Origin of the sequence: Pseudomonas sp. C1C7, from assembly GCF_013359595.1 — a bacterium.
Lineage (GTDB): Bacteria > Pseudomonadota > Gammaproteobacteria > Pseudomonadales > Pseudomonadaceae > Aquipseudomonas.
Genome location: NZ_JABFMP010000007.1, coordinates 107,182 through 126,995 on the forward strand (window position 1 = coordinate 107,182; position 19,814 = coordinate 126,995).

At 61.4% G+C, this 19,814-nt stretch carries 19 protein-coding genes; 12 read left to right on the forward strand and 7 right to left on the reverse strand.

Annotated features, from left to right (window positions below; genetic code table 11):
- Nucleotides 1–59: 59 nt before the first annotated feature.
- Complete coding sequence (locus tag HNO86_RS08190; RefSeq protein WP_175376494.1) at nt 60–947, reverse strand: LysR family transcriptional regulator; 888 nt, start codon at nt 945–947, stop codon at nt 60–62.
- 139 nt (nt 948–1,086) lie between these two features.
- Here HNO86_RS08190 and lysM point away from each other — a divergent pair, with 139 nt between their 5' ends.
- Entirely contained in the window at nt 1,087–1,530 is a 444-nt protein-coding gene (gene lysM, locus HNO86_RS08195; protein WP_175376495.1) for a peptidoglycan-binding protein LysM, read from the forward strand.
- Between the two features lie 114 nt (nt 1,531–1,644).
- Here the strand turns inward: lysM and yrfG are convergent, their stop codons facing one another.
- On the reverse strand, nt 1,645–2,307 hold the full coding sequence (yrfG, locus tag HNO86_RS08200; RefSeq protein ID WP_175376496.1) for a GMP/IMP nucleotidase: 663 nt from the start codon (nt 2,305–2,307) through the stop codon (nt 1,645–1,647).
- An 88-nt stretch (nt 2,308–2,395) separates the two neighbouring features.
- Here yrfG and nudE point away from each other — a divergent pair, with 88 nt between their 5' ends.
- Nucleotides 2,396–2,962, forward strand: coding sequence for an ADP compounds hydrolase NudE (gene nudE / locus HNO86_RS08205; protein WP_175376497.1), 567 nt, complete (start codon nt 2,396–2,398; stop codon nt 2,960–2,962).
- Nucleotides 2,959–3,786 carry a 3'(2'),5'-bisphosphate nucleotidase CysQ gene (cysQ, locus tag HNO86_RS08210; RefSeq protein WP_175376498.1) on the forward strand — a complete coding sequence of 276 codons (828 nt, stop codon included), beginning with the start codon at nt 2,959–2,961 and terminating at the stop codon, nt 3,784–3,786. Before nudE ends, cysQ begins: the two co-directional genes overlap by 4 nt.
- Before the next feature lie 68 nt (nt 3,787–3,854).
- On the opposite strand, the gene HNO86_RS08215 is transcribed toward cysQ, so the two are convergent.
- Genes HNO86_RS08215 through rfbC form a run of 4 tightly spaced genes read right to left on the reverse strand, consistent with a single transcriptional unit; the run spans nt 3,855 to nt 8,107 of the window.
- A complete protein-coding gene (locus tag HNO86_RS08215; RefSeq protein WP_175376499.1) occupies nt 3,855–4,310 on the reverse strand; it encodes a YiiD C-terminal domain-containing protein in 456 nt (151 codons plus the stop codon).
- Nucleotides 4,311–4,348: 38 nt separating this feature from the next.
- Nucleotides 4,349–5,743: a sigma-54 dependent transcriptional regulator gene (locus HNO86_RS08220; RefSeq protein WP_175376500.1), complete on the reverse strand. Its 1,395-nt coding sequence runs from the start codon at nt 5,741–5,743 to the stop codon at nt 4,349–4,351.
- Nucleotides 5,740–7,548 (reverse strand): ATP-binding protein, encoded by a 1,809-nt coding sequence (locus HNO86_RS08225; protein ID WP_175376501.1) that lies wholly within the window; start codon nt 7,546–7,548, stop codon nt 5,740–5,742. Before HNO86_RS08225 ends, HNO86_RS08220 begins: the two co-directional genes overlap by 4 nt.
- A gap of 13 nt (nt 7,549–7,561) precedes the next feature.
- Nucleotides 7,562–8,107, reverse strand: a complete 546-nt coding sequence (rfbC, locus tag HNO86_RS08230; RefSeq protein ID WP_175376502.1) for a dTDP-4-dehydrorhamnose 3,5-epimerase — start codon at nt 8,105–8,107, stop codon at nt 7,562–7,564.
- A gap of 168 nt (nt 8,108–8,275) precedes the next feature.
- Between rfbC and HNO86_RS08235 the strand changes: the two genes are divergently transcribed.
- The 4 genes from HNO86_RS08235 (at nt 8,276) to HNO86_RS08250 (ending at nt 13,899) form a co-directional block, all read left to right on the forward strand.
- Nucleotides 8,276–11,188: an aminotransferase gene (locus tag HNO86_RS08235; RefSeq protein ID WP_175376503.1), complete on the forward strand. Its 2,913-nt coding sequence runs from the start codon at nt 8,276–8,278 to the stop codon at nt 11,186–11,188.
- Nucleotides 11,189–11,461: 273 nt separating this feature from the next.
- Nucleotides 11,462–12,340 carry an N-carbamoylputrescine amidase gene (gene aguB / locus HNO86_RS08240; protein WP_175376504.1) on the forward strand — a complete coding sequence of 293 codons (879 nt, stop codon included), beginning with the start codon at nt 11,462–11,464 and terminating at the stop codon, nt 12,338–12,340.
- A gap of 5 nt (nt 12,341–12,345) precedes the next feature.
- Nucleotides 12,346–13,452 carry an agmatine deiminase gene (gene aguA, locus HNO86_RS08245; RefSeq protein WP_175376505.1) on the forward strand — a complete coding sequence of 369 codons (1,107 nt, stop codon included), beginning with the start codon at nt 12,346–12,348 and terminating at the stop codon, nt 13,450–13,452.
- A 234-nt stretch (nt 13,453–13,686) separates the two neighbouring features.
- Nucleotides 13,687–13,899: a hypothetical protein gene (locus HNO86_RS08250; protein ID WP_175376506.1), complete on the forward strand. Its 213-nt coding sequence runs from the start codon at nt 13,687–13,689 to the stop codon at nt 13,897–13,899.
- A gap of 145 nt (nt 13,900–14,044) precedes the next feature.
- Here HNO86_RS08250 and HNO86_RS08255 read toward each other — a convergent pair whose 3' ends face one another.
- Nucleotides 14,045–16,138 (reverse strand): TonB-dependent siderophore receptor, encoded by a 2,094-nt coding sequence (locus HNO86_RS08255; protein WP_175376507.1) that lies wholly within the window; start codon nt 16,136–16,138, stop codon nt 14,045–14,047.
- A 444-nt stretch (nt 16,139–16,582) separates the two neighbouring features.
- On the opposite strand from HNO86_RS08255, the gene HNO86_RS08260 reads away from it, so the two are divergent.
- The 5 genes from HNO86_RS08260 to HNO86_RS08280 all read left to right on the forward strand — a co-directional run bounded on the left by HNO86_RS08260 (nt 16,583) and on the right by HNO86_RS08280 (nt 19,788).
- A complete protein-coding gene (locus HNO86_RS08260) occupies nt 16,583–17,869 on the forward strand; it encodes an OprD family porin (RefSeq protein ID WP_175376508.1) in 1,287 nt (428 codons plus the stop codon).
- A gap of 224 nt (nt 17,870–18,093) precedes the next feature.
- The gene (locus tag HNO86_RS08265) at nt 18,094–18,411 is read left to right on the forward strand and encodes a hypothetical protein (protein ID WP_046040827.1); all 318 of its coding nucleotides are present in this window, start codon (nt 18,094–18,096) and stop codon (nt 18,409–18,411) included.
- Entirely contained in the window at nt 18,401–18,685 is a 285-nt protein-coding gene (locus tag HNO86_RS08270) for a DNA-binding transcriptional regulator (protein ID WP_175376509.1), read from the forward strand. Before HNO86_RS08265 ends, HNO86_RS08270 begins: the two co-directional genes overlap by 11 nt.
- 231 nt (nt 18,686–18,916) lie before the next feature.
- Nucleotides 18,917–19,135, forward strand: a complete 219-nt coding sequence (locus HNO86_RS08275) for a 4-oxalocrotonate tautomerase family protein (RefSeq protein ID WP_175376510.1) — start codon at nt 18,917–18,919, stop codon at nt 19,133–19,135.
- Nucleotides 19,132–19,788, forward strand: a complete 657-nt coding sequence (locus HNO86_RS08280) for a DsbA family oxidoreductase (protein ID WP_175376511.1) — start codon at nt 19,132–19,134, stop codon at nt 19,786–19,788. The genes HNO86_RS08275 and HNO86_RS08280 overlap by 4 nt, the downstream gene beginning before the upstream one ends.
- Nucleotides 19,789–19,814 lie beyond the last annotated feature (26 nt).

The window sequence follows — 19,814 nt, forward strand, 5'->3', positions numbered from 1 at the left end:
AGGCGCGACAACATGTCACGTCTAATCGCTATTACTGATCTACCGATAGATGCTGTCGATCAAGCGCCCGCCAGCGATTGTTGATAGATCGCGAAACAGGCCTCCGCCAGCGCTGAACGTGGTGCGCTGCGGCGCATGATCAGCCCCAATCGGCCGAGGGTCTGGGCGTTGTCGATCGGTTGCAGGCGCAGGTCGTCGGTCAGGCTTTCCAGGCCGCTGTCCAGCGGCATGATCGCGCAGCACAACCCACCGTGCACCGCCTGGAGCAACTGATGTACGGCATCGGTCTGCAGCAAGGGGCGGGGCGTGAGGCCGCGGCTGTGGAAATTGTGGTCGATGGACTGACGAAAGTGCATGCCGCTGGTGAGCATGCCCAGCGGCAGTTCGATCAGCGATTCCCAGCTCAGCGGCGCCTCGCCGAAGTTGAAGAAGCGGTGATCGTAGAGCAGGCCCATGCGTGCTTCGCTGAAGGTCAGCGACTCGAAGTGCTCGGCATCCAGGCGCTCCAGGTACGACACGCCGAGGTCCAGACGGTTGTTGGCCAATTGCTCGAGGATCTGCTCGGAGCTGAGCGACGACAGCTCGAAATGCAGGTTCGGGTGTTCGGCGTGCAGGCGTTGCAACAGTGGCAACGGATCGAAGCTCGACAGCGGCACCACGCCCAGGCGCAGGGTGCCGACCAGATTGCCACGACAGGCGGCCGCTTCGGCGTACAGGCCGTCATAGGCCGCCAGCACCGTGCGCGCCCAGGCCAGTACCCGCTCGCCGGGGGCGGTGAAACCTTCGAAGCGCTGGCCGCGATTGACCAGCGGCAGGTCGAGTTCTTCTTCAAGGCTGCGCAGGCGCATCGACAGCGTCGGCTGGGTGATGTGGCAGCGTGCGGCGGCCTGGCCGAAGTGCCGGGTTTCATCCAGAGCGATGAGGAATTTGAGCTGCTTGATGTCCATCTTCGGTCCAGGGGGCGGGAAAGCTGCGGATTCTATCGTCTGCGGCGTTGCGGCGTCATTGGTCGGGTTGGATCCGGGTTCGGCGAGGGTGGTCTAGGCTTTTGCGTCTGGACAACTAACTTTCCAGGGAGAGCAAACGATGAGTCTTTTGAGCTTTGTGAAAGAGGCAGGCGAAAAACTGCTGGATTTGTTGACGCCCGGTAACGCCAATGCCAGTGAGCAGTTGAAAGATCACATCAGTAAGGTTGGCCTGGGTAATCCGAATGTACAGGCGACGGTGGATGGCGACAAAGTCACTGTGACCGGCGAGGTAGCCAGTCAGGAGGAGAAGGAAAAGATTCTGCTGGCGGTGGGCAATATCGCCGGGGTCGGCAGTGTGGACGATCAGATCACCGTGACCGGGCCTGTCGTAACGGCCGCCGTGTTTGTCACTGTTGTGAAGGGCGACACCCTGAGCGCGATTTCCAAGCGCGTGTATGGCGATGCCAATCTGTACAACAAGATCTTTGAAGCCAACAAACCGATGTTGTCGCATCCGGACAAGATCTATCCGGGGCAGTCGTTGCGGATTCCGCCGAAGTAAGGCTTCAGACTGTGTGATGGCCTTCGCGGGCAAGCCTCGCTCCTACAGGTTTTGTGTCGATCACAAATTTGACCTGTAGGCGCGAGGCTTGCCCGCGAACCAGACGCCGCGGTCTCAAAGGCCTGCAATCAAATCCCGATAATCCCCCACCGCCGCAAACTCCGCCGTGTCCTTGGGCCCCTTGCGGCTGTCCGGCTCTTTGACGGCCAGCAGGTGCGCCACGCCGAAATCCCGTGCACTGCGCAGAATCGGCAAGGTGTCATCGATGAACAGGCTGCGCGCCGGGTCGAAATCGATGTCCGCCTGCAACGCGTCCCAGAACTGCGGGTTTTCCTTGGGAAAACCGTAATCGTGCGAGCTGATCAAACGCTCGAAGTACGGCGCCAGTTCGATCCTTTCAAGCTTGAGCGACAGTGAATCGCGGTGCGCGTTGGTGATCAGCACCACGCGCTTGCCGGCCTTTTTGATCGCCGCGAGAAAGGTGTCCGCATCCGGACGCAGGGCGATCAGGTGGGCGGTTTCCAGTTTCAGTTCGCGCACCGGAAGCTTGAGTTCCGCGCTCCAGAAATCCAGGCAGTACCACTGCAACTGGCCGGCGTTGCGTTCGAACAGCGGCTGCAACTCAAGCTCGGCCATGGCCCGGCTGACCCCGTGCAATTCGGCGTAGCGCCGGGGCAGGTGCTCCAGCCAGAAATGGTTGTCGAAGTGCAGGTCCAACAGCGTGCCGTCCATGTCCAGCAGGACGGTGTCGATGTCAGGCCACGGTAATAAAGGCATGGCAGTGTCTCGGGCGGTAGAAAGATATCTGGCGTAAACAATCGGGAAAGCCGCGTTATAGTAGCGCGTTCACGCCAAGGAGCTTTGCATGCGCCAGAAACCCACCGTCCTCGCCCGCGAAATCGTCGCCACCAGTCGTTTGTTCTGCGTCGAAGAGCTCAAGCTGCGCTTTTCCAATGGCGTGGAACGCACCTATGAGCGTCTGGTCGGCAAAGGCGCCGGTTATGGCGCGGTAATGGTGGTGGCGATGCTCGACGCCGACCATGCGGTGCTGGTCGAGGAGTATTGCGGCGGTACGGACGAGTACGAACTGTCGTTGCCCAAGGGCCTGATCGAACCGGGTGAAGACGTGCTGGCGGCGGCGGAACGCGAGCTCAAGGAAGAAGCCGGTTTTGGCGCACGGCAGCTGGAGCATCTGACCGAGTTGTCGTTGTCCCCCGGTTACATGAGCCAGAAGATCCAGGTGGTGCTGGCCACCGATCTGTACGAAGAGCGCCTGCCAGGTGACGAGCCGGAGCCCATGGGGCTAAGCAAGGTCAATTTGCGGGAGCTGTCGGCGCTGGCGCAAAATCCGCAATTCACTGAAGGCCGCGCCTTGGCGGCGTTGTACCTGGCCCGAGATCTGTTGACCCAGCGCGGAGTGTTCCTGCCATGAATTTCCCTCATCCATTGATGGCGCCGGTGATTGAACTGGCGTTGAAGGCGGGCGATGCGATCCTGCCGTTCTGGCGCATCAATACCGAGGTGACGGCCAAGGCCGATGATTCGCCGGTGACGGCTGCGGATCTGGCTGCGCATCACCTGATCGTGGCCGGGCTGACGGCGCTGGACCCGAGCATTCCCGTGTTGTCCGAAGAGGACGCCAATATTGCGCAAAACGTGCGCGCCGGCTGGCAGCGCTGGTGGCTGGTGGACCCGCTGGACGGCACCAAGGAATTCATATCGGGTAGCGAAGAGTTCACCGTCAACATTGCGCTGATCGAGCAGGGGCGTGTGGTGTTTGGCGTGGTGTCGATGCCGACCAGCGGCCGGTTTTATGTAGGTGGCGCGCAATTGGGTGCATGGCGTGGCGACAAGGGTGCCGAGCCGCAGCCGATTCAGGTGCGTGAAGTGCCGCCGGCGGGGACAGCCTTTACCGTGGTCGCCAGCCGTCGGCATTCCAGCCCGGAGCAGGAGCGTTTGCTGGCGGGCTTGAGCAACGGTTTGGGTGAATTGGAACTGGCGAACATCGGCAGTTCGCTGAAGTTTTGTCTGCTGGCTGAAGGGGCGGCGGATTGCTATCCGCGCTTGGCGCCGACGTCCCAGTGGGACACGGCGGCAGCGCAGGGCGTGCTGGAAGGTGCGGGTGGCGAGGTGCTGGATTTGAGTGGTGAGCCGTTCAGTTATCCACCGCGCGAATCGTTGTTGAACGGGTTTTTCCTGGCGTTGCCGGCGAAGGCGGCTTGGCGGGATACGTTGCTGGAGCTGGCCCGTTCCTGATTTCACATTGTCCATGTAGCAGCCGGACGCAGGCTTCGCCAGCTGCTACAGGGCTGCGATCTTTTGCTTTACCGGTGCAAAACATACTGCCCGACAAACCTCACCGCATCCTCATCGCTCCCCGCATTCACCACTCGCGTATTGAGGGTCAAGCGCGCCCGGCCATAACGCTGATACATCGCCAGAAACTTCTTCCACACCTGCGCGCTCGGCGCCGGGCAGATGGCGTGGGCATCGCCGGTGACCGGCAGCGGGTAGTTGATCTGGCCTTCCTGAATCACGATGTGCCCGTCGGTGATGCCTTCTTCTTTCAGGCGCAGATGCATCCAGCCCCAACCGGCCAGCACCGCGCCGCAATACAGACTGCCGCCGAACATGGTGCTCTTGTGGTTGACGTTGGCTTCCAGCGGCAAGTACAGGCGCAGTTGCTGATCGTGCCAGTCGAGCACTTTGAGGCCCATGTCCCGGGTGAGGGGAATGTCGTGGTGCAGGATCGATTCCAGTTGACGACTGTCGCGGCTCATTCAGCGGCCTCTTGCGTAAGGGATGATGGGGCGTTGGCTCACTCGAGTTCATCGCTGTGGTTGGCGGCACCACTGTCGGCGAAGCTCAGGCCGTGTTTGCGCAGCTTGTCGTGCAAGGTCTTGCGCGGAATGCCCAGGGCTTCGGCGACGCTGCGCAAGGAGCTGTGCGAGCGCGCCAGCTCGGCGGCGATCAGGGTTTTCTCGAAGTTTTCCACTTGCTCGCTCAAGCCGCCGCTGACCACCTCTACCGGGGTCCCGGCGGCGCCATGGGCTTCGTTGTTGTCCAGCGCCAGTTCAAGGCCCAGGGCAAAGCGTTCGGCGGCGTTCTGCAGTTCGCGCACGTTGCCGGGCCAGGTGTGGCGCAACAGCAGGGCACGCTGGCCCGGTTGCAGTTCATGGGGCGGCAGGCCGTGGCGGGCGCTGGCTTCGTCGGCAAAGTGCTGGAACAGCACCAGCGCATCTTCACCACGCTCGCGCAGCGGCGGAATGCGCAGCGGCGCGACGTTCAGGCGGTAATACAGGTCGGCGCGGAAACGGCCCTGATCGGCGGATTGGCGCAGGTCTTCCTTTGTGGCGGCGATGATGCGGATGTCCAGCGCAATCAGCTGATTGCCGCCCAGGCGTTCGACCACCCGCTCTTGCAGCAAACGCAGCAATTTCACCTGCACGTCCAGGCTCATGCTCTCGATCTCATCGAGGAACAGCGTGCCGCCATTGGCGAATTCGAACTTGCCGATGCGCCGCTTCTGCGCCCCGGTGAAAGCGCCGGGCTCGTGGCCGAACAGCTCGCTCTCGACCACCGACTCGGCCAAGGCTCCGGCGTTGATCGCCACGAACGGGCCGTTGCGGCGGCTCGACAGATCGTGCAGCGCGCGGGCCACCACTTCCTTGCCAGCGCCGGTTTCGCCGAGGATCAGCACGTCGGCCTTGGTCGCCGCCAGCGCGCCGATCTGCTCGCGCAGGCGGGACATAGAAGGCGATTGCCCGACCAGCCGCGTACTCAGTTCATTGCGATCGCTCAGGGCCAGCCGCAGGCTGCGGTTATCCAGCACCAGCCGGCGCAGGGCCAGGGCGCGGCGCACGCTGTCGAGCAGGGCATCGCTGGCGAAGGGTTTTTCCAGGAAGTCGTAAGCCCCGGCGCGCATGGCTTGCACCGCCAGCGGCACGTCGCCGTGGCCGGTGATCAGCAGCACCGGCAGCTCCGGGTCCTGGGCATGCAGTTCGTTGAGCAACTCGATGCCGTCCATGCCGGGCATGCGAATGTCGCTGACCACCACCCCCGGCCAGTCGCGTTCGATTTGCGCGGCCAGGCCGCGGGCTTCGCCCAGCGACACCACCTTCAGGCCGGCCAGATCGAGGGTCTGGCTCAGGGCCTGGCGCAAGTGGGGATCGTCGTCGATCAACACGACCTGAATGCGATTGTCGATGGTCATGCACTTCGGTCCTCGGACGGTTGCAGGCTCACGCCCGGTGCGCCTGCGCGCAGTTTCAAAGTAATCAGCGCGCCGCCTTCCTTGTGGTTGGCGAACGACAGTTCACCGCCGAAGGCGCGCATCAGGGTCTCGCAGATCGCCAGGCCCAGACCCAGCCCCTGGGTGCGGGTCTTGGTGGTGTAGAAGGGCTCGCTGGCGCGGCCAAGGGCTTCCATGCAGAAACCGGGGCCGTTGTCGCGAATGTACAGGTTGACGCCATCGGCGGTGGATTGGGCACTCAACCAGAGTTTGCGCGGCGGGCCTTTTTCGGTGAGGGCGTCCAGGGCGTTGGCCAGCAGGTTGCCGAGCACCTGACGCAGGCGGGTTTCCCCGGCTTCGACCCACAGCGTCGCGGCGGGCAGGTCGCGGATCAGTTCCACGTCCATGCTGCGTCGGCGCTTGGCCAACAGCGCCAGGGCGTCGTCCAGCGCCGGTTGCAGGGCCACGCTTTCCGGGGCGTGGCGGTCGCGGCGGGCAAAGGCGCGCAGGTGGGCGATGATCGAGGCCATTCGCCCGGTCAGTTCGCTGATCAGCTTGAGATTGCCGCGGGCGTCGTCGGTGCGCTGGTGGTCGAGCAGCACTTCGGCGTTCTCCGCGTAACTGCGGATGGCGGCGATGGGTTGGTTGAGTTCGTGGCTGATGCTTGCCGACATGGTCCCCAGGGCCGAAAGCTTGCCGGCCTGCACCAGATCATCCTGAGCGCGCACCAGCTCCTGCTGGGCCTGCTCGCGTTCCAGCACTTCCTGTTTGAGGCGCCGGTTGAGGCCTTCCAGATCGCTGGTGCGCTCGGCGACGCGGCCTTCCAGTTCACGCCGGGCCTTGGCCTCGAAGTCGATGCGCTCCAGGTAATGGCGACGGCGTTGCATCATCAGGCCAAGCAACAGCATCACCACCAGCAACGTCGCACCGCCGATCGCGACCACGGTGCGCACCGGGCGGTCGATCAGCGTGCGTGGCGCGAGGATGCTGACGTTCCAGCCGGTCTCGGCCATGGTCTGGGTCTGGGTCAGCCAGGCGTTGGGGTTGAGTTTGAGCGGCTTCGGCTCGCGGGTCGGATAGGGCTGGATCGCGCTGATGGCCAGGCGCTCGTCTTCGCTGAGCGGGCGGGTTGCGCGGAAACGCCATTCCGGCCGCGAGGTGAGGATGACCACGCCGTTGTGATCGGTCAGCAGCAGTTGTTCCGGGGTTTTGCCCCACAGGCTTTCGGTGTGGTCCAGGTCGACCTTGATCACCAGCACGCCGGTGATTTTTTCGCCGTTGCGCACGGCGGCGGCGAAGAAATAACCGCGCTTGGCGGACGTGGTGCCCAGCCCGAAAAAGCGCCCGAGGCGCCCGGCCATGGCTTCGCTGAAGTATGGCCTGAAGGAAAAATTGCGCCCGACGAAACTGTCGTGTTTGTCCCAGTTGGAGGCCGCCAGGGTCTTGCCCGTGGTGTCCATCAGGTACATGACTTCGGCACCGGTCTGGGTGCTGATGTTTTTTAACAGTCGGTTGGCGTTGCCCTGGGTGACGCTGTCGTCGGGCGCGCCGAGCACGGCGCGCAGGGCCGGCAGGTCGCCAAGAATCTGCGGCAGCACTTCATAGCGGTGCAGGGTACCCAGCAGGTTGGCCACGTAGAGGTCGAGGGTCTGGCGATTCTGCCCGGCCAGTTCGCTGCGGTAATAGCGCTCGGCCAGATGCTCCAGCGGCCACAGCAAGGGCGCCAGGCACAGGGCGAGCAGGGCCAGGCTGCGCCAGCGGGGTCTGCGCAGACGGTTGGTACTCATGGGCACATTTTGGCTAGGCAAAGACGTCGGCATCCTTGAACAGTGCTGCGCATTGATCCTTGGCCGAGAGCAGCGGCGCGCCGTTCAGCTGCCAGTCGATGGCCAGGTCCGGATCGTCCCAGCGAATGGTGCGCTCGGCGTGTGGATCGTAATAGTCGGTGGTCTTGTAGAGCACCTCGGCTGCCTCGCTCAAGGCGACGAAGCCGTGGGCGAAACCCTCGGGAATCCACAGCTGGCGATGGTCTTCGGCGCGCAGGTGCACCGCCAGCCACTGGCCGAAATGCGGCGAGCTGCGGCGCAGGTCCACCGTCACGTCCAGCACTTGGCCGCTGATGACGCGGACCAGTTTGCCCTGGGGCGTTTCCAGCTGGTAATGCAGGCCGCGCAGGACGCCTTTCTTCGAGCGTGAATGGTTGTCCTGAACGAAGGTCGCCTGCACGCCGGTGGCGTGGGCGAAGGTTTCGGCGTTGAAGCTTTCGAGAAAGAAACCACGTTCGTCCTCCAGCACCCGGGGTTCGAGGATCAGAATTCCGGGCAGCTCGGTGGCAATGACATTCATGGTTCTCTCCGACAGTAAGCGTTGCTGGGCGACATTCTTGCGCAAAGCGTCGTCGGGTGCGAGTCACCGCTGGGCGGGCAAGTCAGGGGCGGGGGGTTGCGTATCGGCTCGAGCAGTGGCGATATAGGCGCCTAATAAATTTAACACCCTCATCCTGGAGTCCGTTCCATGCCACTCGCCACCTTGATTCATCGCGCCAGTTTGCCCAGCCCGCAGGTTTCTGCGCAGCAGGCACTTGAGCTGTTGCAGGAACATTACGGGCTGAGCGGCAAATTGCAGGCCCTGGGCAGCCAGCAGGACCTGAACTACCGCGTCGACAGCGACCAGGGCCGTTTCGTCCTGAAGATCTGCCGCGGCGATTATTCAGCCGTGGAGTTGCAGGCCCAACACGCCGGCCTCAAGCACCTGGGGCAGCACCCCGACGTGCACGTGCCGCGGGTGATTGCGGCGAAAAACGGTGAGGATCTGCTGTCGCTTCAGGTCGAGGGCCAGGCGGTGCATGTGCGTCTGCTCGATTACATCGAAGGCCAGTCGCTGACTCACCTCGATCATTTCAACCGCACCGTGGTGGCCGGTTTCGGTCGACTGTGCGGCGAGATGGACCTGGCGCTGGCGGCCTTCGACCATCCGGGCCTGGTACGCACGCTGCAGTGGGATGCGCGCCACGCCCAGGCGCTGATCGCGCATTTGCTGCCGGTGATCCAGGACGACGCCCAGCGTAAGCTGATCGCCGAAGCGGCGGCACAGGCCGACCGTCACTTGCAGCCGCTGGTGGACAAGTTGCCGGTGCAGGCCATTCATATGGACATCACCGACGACAACGTGGTCTGGCAGCGCGATGCGGAGCGTCAGTGGCAGTTGCAGGGCGTGATCGATTTCGGCGATCTGGTGCGCACCTGGCGCATCACCGATCTGTCGGTGACCTGCGCGGCGCTGCTGCACCACGGCGATGGCGATCCGTTCTGCATCCTGCCGGCGGTGCAGGCCTATCACGCGGTCAATCCGCTGACCCATGAAGAACTGCTGGCGCTGTGGCCGCTGATCGTCGCCCGGGCGGCGGTGCTGGTGCTCAGTGGCGAGCAGCAGGTCAGCATCGATCCGGGCAACACCTACAGCCGCGACAACCTGACCCACGAGTGGGAAATCTTCCGCGTGGCGACCTCGGTGCCGCTGGCGCTGATGGAAGCGGCGATCCTCACCGCCGTCGGGCAGAACCTGCCGGCCATCGTCACCGAAGGCTTCGCGCCGCTGCTGCCGAGCCTGGTGGGGCGCGAGTTTCCGTTGATTGATCTGGGTGTGCTCAGCTATCACTTCGAGGCCGGCAACTGGGAAGAAGAGGGCATCGATCAGCGTTTGCTCGATGGCGCCGAGAAGTTTCACGGGTTGGCGGCCAGTCGTTATGGGCAATACCGGTTGTCCCGCACCCAGCCGGACAGCGCCATCGAACCGGAGACGTTCCCGTTGCACGTCGAGTTGCGTGTACCTCAGGGCACGGCGGTCGAAGCGCCGTTTGCCGGGGTGGTGCACCAGCCTTCGTCGGGCGTGCTGCAATTGGATGGCCCGCAGCTGAGCGTGCGTTTGTGGGGCGTGACGTCTTCGGTGCATGCCGGTGCCGCACTGGTCAAAGGCCAAGTGCTGGGCGCCGTCAGCGGACCTTTGGTGGTGCAGTTGTGCCGTGACGCATCGTTCAACGCGCCGCTGTTCTGCACACCGACCCGCGCAGCGGCCTGGCAGGCGCTGTGCCCGTCGCCGGCGGCGCTGCTGGGGCTGGCCTGTGACGCTGAAGAAGAACTCGACGCGCAGACTTTGCTGGCCCGTCGCGACGCCAGCTTCGCCCGCACACAGAAGCACTATTACGTCGACCCGCCACGCATCGAACGCGGCTGGCGCAATCACCTGATCGACATGCAGGGCCGTTCCTACCTCGACATGCTCAACAACGTCGCGGTGCTCGGTCACGGTCACCCGCGTATGGCCGCTGTCGCCAGCCGCCAGTGGTCGCTGCTCAACACCAACTCGCGCTTCAACTACGCCGCCGTGGCGGAGTTTTCCGAGCGCTTGCTGAAACTGGCGCCGGATTCCATGGACCGCGTGTTCCTGGTCAACAGCGGCAGCGAGGCCAATGACCTGGCGATCCGTCTGGCCTGGGCCTACAGCGGCGGGCGCGACATTGTCAGCGTGCTGGAGGCCTATCACGGCTGGACCGTGGGCGCGGACGCCGTGTCGACGTCGATCGCCGACAACCCCAAGGCCTTGAGCAGTCGCCCGGACTGGGTGCATCCGGTGGTGGCGCCGAACACCTATCGCGGCGAATTCCGCGGCCCGGACAGCGCGCCGGACTACGTGCGCAGCGTCGAGCACAACCTGGCGAAAATCGCCGAGCAGAAACGCCAGCTGGCCGGTTTCATCTGCGAACCGGTGTATGGCAATGCCGGCGGGATCTCGTTGCCGGCCGGCTACCTCAAAGAGGTCTACGCCAAGGTGCGCGCTCAGGGCGGCGTGTGCATTGCCGACGAAGTGCAGGTGGGCTACGGGCGCATGGGCCACTTCTTCTGGGGCTTCGAAGAGCAGGGCGTGGTGCCGGACATCATCACCATGGCCAAGGGCATGGGTAACGGACAGCCACTGGGCGCGGTGATCACCCGCCGGGAAATCGCCGAGGCGCTGGAAGCCGAGGGTTATTTCTTCTCGTCGGCCGGAGGTAGCCCGGTCAGTTGCGAGATCGGCATGGCGGTGCTGGATGTCATGGAAGAGGAAAAACTCTGGGAAAACGCCCAGGTGGTGGGCGGCTACTTCAAGGAGCGTCTGGAGGCGTTGGTCGATATTCATCCGCTGGTGGGGGCGGTGCATGGTTCCGGTTTCTACCTGGGGGTGGAGCTGATCCGCAATCGCGGAACCCTGGAACCGGCGACGGAGGAAACCACGGCGCTGTGCAATCGCCTGCGTGATCTGGGGATCTTCATGCAGCCGACCGGCGATTACCTGAACGTGCTCAAGATCAAGCCGCCGATGGTCACGTCGCGCCAGAGCGTGGATTTCTTTGTGGACATGCTTTCCAAGGTGCTTTGCGAAGATTTGTAAAATTTGAAATTGCCTTCGCGGGCAAGCCTCGCTCCTACAGATACCGTACCCGTACCCGTACCCGTACCCCGTACCCCGCACCCCGTATCCGTAGGAGCGAGGCTTGCCCGCGAAGCTTTTCTGATATCGATTAATATCTGTGTTTTGTGCGTGTTTTAAGACGAAAGGCAAATCATCAGCTTCTAAAGTCGATATTTATCGGATATAAAGTCGCCAATGCCAGGGCGTGGATCAACCATGCCCGACCGTCACGCACTTGCCCGGAGATGCTTCATGAGCCGTAACGTTACTGTCGCTGCCACGCAAATGGCCTGTTCCTGGGACCTTGAAGGCAACATCGAGGTCGCTGAAAGACTGGTCCGCGAAGCGGCCGCCAAAGGCGCGCAGATCATCCTGATCCAGGAATTGTTCGAAGCACCGTACTTCTGCCAGAAGCCGAACCCCGATTACCTGCAACTGGCCACGGCGGTGGAAGACAACGTCGCCATCAAGCACTTCCAGAAAGTCGCCAAGGAACTGCAAGTCGTACTGCCAATCAGCTTCTACGAGCGCGCCGGTCGCGCGCGCTTCAACAGCATCGCGATCATCGACGCCGACGGCAGCAACCTGGGGATTTATCGCAAGAGCCACATCCCGGACGGCCCTGGCTACCACGAGAAGTACTACTTCAACCCGGGCGACACCGGCTTCAAGGTGTGGAGCACCCGCTACGCAAAAATCGGCGTGGGCATCTGCTGGGACCAGTGGTTCCCCGAGGCTGCGCGCAGCATGGCGCTACAGGGCGCGGAGATTCTGTTCTACCCGACCGCCATCGGCAGCGAGCCCCACGACAAGACCATTTCGTCCCGCGATCACTGGCAGCGCGTGCAACAAGGTCACGCCGGCGCTAACCTGATGCCGCTGATCGCCAGTAACCGCATCGGCAACGAAGAACAAGACGGCTACGACATTACCTTTTATGGTTCGTCGTTCATTGCCAACCAGTTCGGCGAGAAGGTGCAGGAACTCAATGAGACCGAAGAAGGCGTTCTGGTTCACACCTTCGACCTCGACCAACTGGAACACATCCGTAGCGCGTGGGGCTCGTTCCGTGACCGTCGTCCGAACCTGTACGGCGCGCTGAAAACCCTCGACGGAACCCTGGAGTCCTGATCGACATGACCACTTTGAATAGCACCCCTCGCGCAGACGGCTTCTACATGCCGGCCGAGTGGGCCCCACAGACCCAGACCTGGATGATCTGGCCCGAGCGCCCGGACAACTGGCGTCTGGGCGGCAAACCGGCGCAAGCCGCGCACGTGGCGGTGGCCAAGGCCATCGCCCGTTTCGAACCGGTCACCGTGGCGGTCTCCGCCGGCCAGTACGAAAACGCCCGCGCCCGCCTGGATGTGCCGAACATCCGCGTGGTGGAAATGTCCAGCGACGACGCCTGGGTGCGCGACACCGGCCCGACGTTCGTCATCAACAACAACGGCGAAGTCCGTGGCGTGAACTGGGACTTCAACTCTTGGGGCGGTTTTGACGGTGGCCTGTACTCGCCGTGGAACCGTGATTCGCAGGTCGGCGGCAAGATCCTCGAGATCGAGCGCAGCCCGCGCTATCGCACCGAGGGCTTCGTGCTCGAAGGCGGTTCGATTCACGTCGACGGCGAAGGCACCCTGATCACCACCGAAGAATGCCTGCTCAACCGCAATCGCAACCCGCACATGAACCGCGGGGAAATCGAAGCGGTGCTGAGCGCCAACCTGGCTGTGGACAAGATCATCTGGCTGCCGGACGGCTTGTACAACGACGAAACCGACGGCCATGTGGATAACTTCTGCTGCTACGTGCGCCCGGGTGAAGTGCTGCTGGCCTGGACCGACGACCCGCAGGACCCGAACTACCCGCGCTGCCAGGCGGCGATGAAAGTGCTACAAGAAAGCACCGACGCCAAGGGACGCCCGTTCACGGTGCACAAGATGCCGATTCCGGGGCCGTTGTACGCGACCGAGGAAGAGTGCGCTGGCGTCGATCCGGTGGATGGCACCCAGGAGCGTAATCCTTCGGTGCGCCTGGCCGGTTCCTACGTGAACTTCCTGATCGTCAACGGCGGCATCATCGCGCCGAGCTTCGACGATCCGCTGGATGGCCCGGCCAAGGAAATCCTGCAGTCGCTGTTCCCGCAGCACGAAGTGGTAATGGTTCCCGGCCGCGAACTGTTACTGGGTGGCGGTAACATTCACTGCCTTACCCAACAGCAGCCGGCGCCACACAAGGTTTGAGTGAGCCCGTAACATCCTGAGTTGATTATTAAAAAATTCAGGCAAACGTTTTCGCTCGTTGCATAGCACAGAGCCCGCATTCCGCAAGGTTTGCGGGCTTTTTTGTATCGTTTCGCCGACCTTGGCATAGCTCTTGTATCGTTCAGGGTGCAAGACAGGGAGGGGGAGAACTTATTCGTTCTGTCATAAACCTTGGATAATTTAGCCGCTCACAAACCGGGAGAGAGCGCTGAAATGAACGCCGAAGTGAACGTAGTGGGCGAGCAAGCGATGCATCCCCTGGCCGTAAATGGTGAATCGCTCCAGATCCTGGCGCACTGGTTCAAGTCCAATGGAACGCGTCCGATCAGCGAGACTGATCCGCGCCGGACAATGATCGAGCGCTACCCCGCTGGTTTGTTCAGCGAAGCGGAACTGGAGGCGTTGTGGGATTTGATGGAAGGATAAGAAGAAAAACAACGGATTGAACAAACAAAAGCGCTGCCGGGATGGCAGCGCTTTTTTTAAGATCAAAAGCTCGCAGCCTGCGGCAGCTCCTACAGGATGAATGCATTCCAATGAAGGAGCTGCCGAAGGCTGCGAGCTTTTGCTTTTAGAAGCTGTAGGTCCCGGTCACCACCAGGCTACGTGGTGCCCCCGGCTGAATCTGCGCCGCACTGGTCGCCGACGAGTAATACGTCTTGTCGGTGATGTTGTTCAACGCCGCGCGCAAATCCCAATCCTTTTGCCGGAAGCCCGCCAGCGCATCCCAGCGGCCATAACCGGGCAGCACGGTGGTGTTGAGGTTATCGGCATAACGGTCGCCAACCAGGGTCAAACCGGTTTCGGCGTACCAACCCATCTCCGGTTTCCAGGTCACGAACAGGCTGCCGTTGTGCTTGGCGACGTTGCTGATGCGCTTGCCTTCAAAGCCGTTGTTGTCTTTCTCGACCGTGGCGTCCTGCACGCCCACACCGCCACGCACGTACCAATTGCCAGTGATCTTGCCGGCAGCGGTCAGCTCGATCCCGCGGGAACGTTGCAGGCCGGTGAGCAGGGTGATGGTCGGGTTGTTCGGATCGCTGGTGCGGCGGTTGTAGAGTTCCAGTTCGTAGATCGCCAGGGTGGTGCTCAGGCGATCGTCCAGCCAATCGCTCTTCACGCCGATTTCTTTCTGCTTGGTCAGTTCCGGACTCAGGTCGTTGGTGTTGCCCGCAGCGCCCGGCGTGATGCCGATCAGGCCGCCGCCGACCGGGGAAAAGGTTTTGGACCACGAGGCGTAGAAGGAATGATTCTGCAGCGCAGTCCAGACCAGTCCTACACGGGGGCTGGTGCTGTGGCTGTCACGGTCTTCGGAGATGTCCCGCAGCTTGTTGGTCGACTCGATGTCGAAGGTGTCGTAGCGCAAGCCGCCGAGCAATTGCCATTGATCGTTGAGTTGCAACTGGTCCTGCACATACACCGCGCGGCTTTCGACCTCGGTGTGGGAGCTGCTGCTGACCTGCATGCGCCCGGTGTGGCGCAGGTCGCGGTTGGGGTTGTTCAGGTCCAGCGAGGGCACCGGCGAACTGCCAGGCCCCGAGGTGGCGGCGGTGTACAGCGTCGGGTCACGCCGCTGGCTGCCGATCTCGATCCCGGTCAGCAGGCGATGCTCCAGGCCGAAGGTGTCGAAACCGCCTTCCAGCTCCACGTTGTTGTAAACGTTGCGAGTGGTCAGATCCTGTTGCCAGTGCTGGCGCGTGACCCGGTTGGTCGCCGGGGTATAGCCGGTCTGATAGGTGTTATCGAAATCGCTGTTGAGCTTGAACACGCCCAGGGTTTGGCGCAGTTGCCAGTTGTCGCTCAGTTCATAGGTGAGCTTCGAGCGCAGGGATTGGGACTTGTCGTCGATGAAATCGTTGTCGCTGAAGTAGGTGGTATCGCGCCCGACGTCCGCCGGACGACCGTTCACCCCGGGAATGCCGCGATCCGGCGTGCGGTTGTAGCGGCTGTATTCGTACTGCACCAGCCAGTTCAGGTCGGGCGTCAGCTGCCAGCTCATCGACGGCGCAAACAGTTGCCGATTGCCGCTGACCCCGTCGCGGAAGCTGTTCTGATCCATGTTGCCCATGTTCAGGCGCAGGCTGATGTTCTCGGCCGGGTCGGCGCTGAGGTCGGCGTACAGGCTGCGCAGATCGTCGCTGCCGCCCTGGGCTTCTATGGTCGAGCGGCGGCCGAACTCCGGCAACTTGCTGACCCGGTTGACGATCCCGCCCTGGCTGCCACGGCCATACAACACGGCGGCGGGGCCTTTGAGTACGTCGATGCGCTCGATGTTGTGCAAGTCGCGCACGTATTGGCTGTCGTCGCGGATGCCGTCCAGGTAGAAGTCGTTACTGGCATCGAAACCGCGAATGCGCAGGCTGTCGAAGCGGGTATCGGCGCCGCTGCTGACGTTGGGGATGCCACTGAGCGCCGTGCCCAGGTCGTTGATACCGTAATCGGCGACGTTCTCGGTTTTGATCGAATCGATGGCCTGCGGGACGTAGCGTACGGGCGTATTGGTGCGGGTCGCGGTGTTGGTTTCCTTGACGCGTGGGTCATCTTCCTCCGCTTCAGCGCTGATCGCGGTGGCAGGCAGAGTGGTGGTGGCAGCACAGGTAAAACCGGCAGACAGAAATGCGGAAAGCCCAAGACTGAAGGGCAGCAGGCGAAAAGGGGCAGGCATTGAAAGGCGCATCCGTGGAATTTTTAGGGGTGTAGCTCGAACGGCGCGAATGGTAATGCTTGTTATTTACTTGCGTTAATTATTCTTGATAAAGCATTGTGCTGGTTTGTTTCCAATTGTGTCGAAATTGCTACGTTTGGTCGGTTTCGCTTCGTTCGGCGGATGGATCATTGGCTTGCTATCGAATTTTTCTGCTGCGTAAATTCATTTCTTAGACGTTTTTTGCCTAATTCAAGACGATTCATGAAATTGACACACCGTTAAGGCCGCAGCTACGATTCGGCCCAACGCCTGTGGCAGACCGCCATAACCCGAAAATAATAAAAAGGCCCGCCGCGATTCGTCGTGGGCGGGCCTTTTTGTTTGCCGAATGAAAAAAGAGCGCGATAGTGCCGTTTCAGCCGTTCGACACAGCGCGTTTCAACCCGTAATAAGGAAAACAAAATGTTGAACAAGCGAATCAGCCTGATCGCTCTGGGGATTTTGAGCGCTTCACAGGCCATGGCTAACGACCAGGCCGAATCCAAGGGTTTCGTTGAAGACAGCAGCCTCAAGGTGCTGCTGCGCAACGCCTACATGAACCGTGATTTCAAAGACGGCAACGCCGACAAGTCCGAGTGGGGCCAGGCGGCCATCGGTACGTTCTCGTCCGGCTTCACCCAGGGCACCATCGGTGTCGGCGTGGATGCCTTCGGCCTGTACGCCCTGAACCTGGAGCGCAGCGAAGATCGCAGCGGCGCGCAAGGTATCGACTTCTTCAAGAAAGGCGCCAGCGGCGAGCCTGCAGACGACCTGGCCAAGGCCGGCGCGGCAGTCAAATTCCGCCTGTCGAGCACCACGCTGACCTACGGCGACCAGATGCCAGCGCTGCCAGTGCTGAGCTACGACAACGTGCGTCTGCTGCCGGAAAGCTACACCGGTACCCTGATCACCTCCAAAGAGATCAAGGGCCTGGAACTGAATGCCGGTCGCTTCACCGCCGAATCGCGTAAAAGCGCCGAAGGCCGTGACAGTGGTGGCCTGAAGTCGATCAACGTGTTGGGCGGCAGCTACCAGTTCACCGAACAGTTCAAGGCGGCGCTGTACGCTTCCGACGTCGAAGACGTGCTGAAGAAGCAATACGTGAACGCCAACTACGTGTTCCCGCTGTCCAAGGATCAGTCCCTGACCCTGGACTTCAACGGCTACCGCACCAAGCTGGACAGCTCCTACGTCGATGCCAACAACCTGACCGGCGACGACAACAAGATCTGGAGCCTGGCGGCCATCTACGCCACCGGCCCGCACTCGTTCACCCTCGGCTACCAGCGCAGCACCGGCGACAGCAACCTGGGCTACCCGTACGGCGGCTACCAGAAGGATCAGGGTCGCATCGGTGACGGTGGCAACACCATCTACCTGGCCAACTCCTACTGGTCCGACTTCAACGCCGAAGACGAACGCAGCTGGCAACTGGGCTACGGCCTGGACTTCGGCTCCTTCGGTGTACCGGGCCTGAGCTACAACTTCGCCTACGTGCGCGGTGACAACATCACTACCTCCACCAGCACAGGCGGCACCGAGCGCGAAATCTTCAACCAGTTCAAATACGTCGTCCAAAGCGGCCCGGCCAAAGACCTCAGCGTGAAACTGCGCAGCTCCATCCTGCGCGTGTCGCAGAAGTCGAGCGAGTACAACGTCAGCGGCAACGAAGTGCGCGTGTTTGTGGATTACCCGATCAACATCTTCTGATGATTGGTTTGGGATCGAGGCCTGATGTGGGGCTGAGATAGGAAAAGCCCCGACGTGTCGGGGCTTTTTTGTGCGCGTTTGGTGGCTGGCGGTGACTGCTGACTGTTGAAGCAAACCTGCAAATTTCTGACGGACTGGTGACGGACATTGGCAAAATCGTTGTCGGCTTGAATCAGATAGACGTCCATTGCAGTGCTATACGGCAAGGCCGTATAGTTCGCTCCATGTTCACAATCATCGAAACCGAAATTTTCAAGCGTTACGCTGAATCCATCTGGGACGATGGCGAACGTCATGAATTCATTACCTGGCTGGCTGCGAATCCATTGGCCGGTGATGTGGTTCCTGGCAGCGGTGGTCTACGCAAGGTTCGTTGGTCCCGGAGTGGGATGGGCAAACGAGGTGGCACACGTGTCATTTACTACAATACGCTTTCGGAAGGTTCTATCTGGTTGCTGATCGCCTACACCAAGGCGAAGTTCGACAACTTACCCGCGGCCTTTCTCAAGCAACTGAAGGAGGAAATCAGCAATGGTCAATGAACTGGAGCAATTCCAGCAGGACTTGCTGGACTCTGTGCGGCAAATGAAAGCCGGCAAAGCTGCGCGTGTAACTGAGGTGCCTTTGTCAGCCGCCGCTGAAGCGCGGGCCAAAGTGGGCATTTCTCAAAGTGCGTTCGCCGAGCTGATCGGGGTCAGTTTGCGAACCTTGCAGGATTGGGAGCAAGGGAGGAGGCAACCTACGGGGGCTGCACAGACTCTATTGCGCGTCGCCAGTCAGCATCCTGAAGTGTTGCGTGATCTAGAAGCGATTTGAATCACAAATTGGCAGATTTGTTTTGGGAAGTGGCCTGCATCCAGGATAAGTCTGCCAGCGAATATTTGTATGTATTCTCTGGAGCTATAACCCTCTGATCCAGTTTTAATCATTACACTGCGTAATGAATGATGTTCCCCGCCCCATCTTTTTCCCCTCCACTCAAATCCCTAAATTGAGCTCCAACGCCTCTCCCATCATCCCGACGGGAAGGTCACTGGAGACTCCTCAATGCCTTTCGTAAGTGTCCGCATTACCCGCGATGGCGTGACCACTGAGCAGAAAGCTCAGGTGATCGCCGAAATCACTGAAACACTGGAACGCGTTCTCAACAAACGCCCTGACCTGACCCACATCGTGATCGAGGAAGTCGACACCGACAACTGGGGTTACGCCGGGATTACCACCACCCAGTACCGCAAACAGTTGGCGGAAGAGGGGAAGTCATGACCGCGCCGGTGATCATCGATTTCGTCTCCGATGTGGTGTGCCCCTGGTGCGCACTGGGCGCCACGGCGCTGGAGCAGGCGATCGCGAACGTGGCGGGTGAGATCTCGGTGGAGCTGACTTACAAGCCCTTCGAGCTGAACCCGAACATGCCGCCCGAAGGCGAGAAAGCGGTCGAGCACCTGATGCGCAAATACGGACGCACCGCCGAAGACGTTGCCTCCGGCAAAGCGATGCAGATCGCTCGCGGTGAGGCCATCGGCTTCAAGTTCGACCTGGAGAAACGCACGCACTTCTACAACACGTTCGACGCCCACCGGCTGCTGTACTGGGCGCAGGAAGAGGGGCGTCAGGTGGCGCTGAAGAAGATCCTGCTTCGCGCTTACTTCAGCGAGGGCCAGAACCCGAGTGATCAGCAGACGCTGGTGCGCCTGGCCGGTGAAGCCGGGCTGGACGAAGTTCAGGCCCGCAAGGTGCTGGTGTCGGGCGCATACGGCGACGAAGTGCGTGAACTTGAGGAGTTTTACCGGCAGCGCGGCATCAATTCGGTCCCGGCCGTGGTCCTGAACGGTCGTCACCTGGTGTCCGGCTCGCAGTCGGTCGAGTACTACGAGCAAGTGTTGCGGCAAATGGCGTCGGCCCCTGCTGAAGCCTGATTCATCAAATTTCAGATCCCATTATC